Consider the following 646-nt stretch of genomic DNA (forward strand, 5'->3'; position numbering starts at 1 on the left):
AAGAATGGCACCACCTCAAAAACCATGAAAAGTCCCGCTGGTAATTTCGAGCTACAGACGCCGCGGGACCGTGCTGGCACCTTTGAACCTCAAGTCGTCAAAAAGCACCAGACCCAGCTTACCGACGAGCTGGAGCGCAAGATCATCGCCCTGTTTGCCTTGGGCAACAGCTACCAAGATATCCGCACACATATTGCCGATATCTACGGAATGTCGCTTTCCAACGGCACCATCAACACCGTGACCGATAAGCTGTTACCGGAACTTAAGGCTTGGCGTGAACGCGACTTGGAAGCTATCTACCCCATTGTTTGGCTCGATGCTATTCACTACAAGATCAAAGAAAATGGGCGTTATGCCAGCAAGGCCATTTACACGATTCTTGGTCTTAATATCGAAGGCAAAAAGGAGCTGCTGGGGCTCTATTTGTCCGACCAGGAAGGCGCACATCACTGGCTAACTGTTCTGACCGACCTCAACAACCGTGGAGTCAAAGATATCCTGATTGCGTGTGTTGATGGCTTGCAGGGCTTCCCTGAAGCTATACAGAGTATCTACCCTGCGACCGAGATCCAGCACTGCATCATCCATCAGGTGCGCAACTCACTGAAGTATGTGGCTTCAAAAAATCAGAAGGCCTTTATGG

1 protein-coding gene is annotated in these 646 nt (G+C 50.3%); it reads left to right on the forward strand.

Annotated elements, in window-relative coordinates; all coding sequences use genetic code 11:
• Window positions 1-646, forward strand: a 646-nt coding sequence (locus tag MO867_RS22460; protein WP_252473315.1) for an IS256 family transposase, incomplete at both ends; no start/stop codon positions are given.

It is taken from the genome of Microbulbifer okhotskensis (genome assembly GCF_023895975.1).
Lineage (GTDB): Bacteria > Pseudomonadota > Gammaproteobacteria > Pseudomonadales > Cellvibrionaceae > Microbulbifer > Microbulbifer okhotskensis.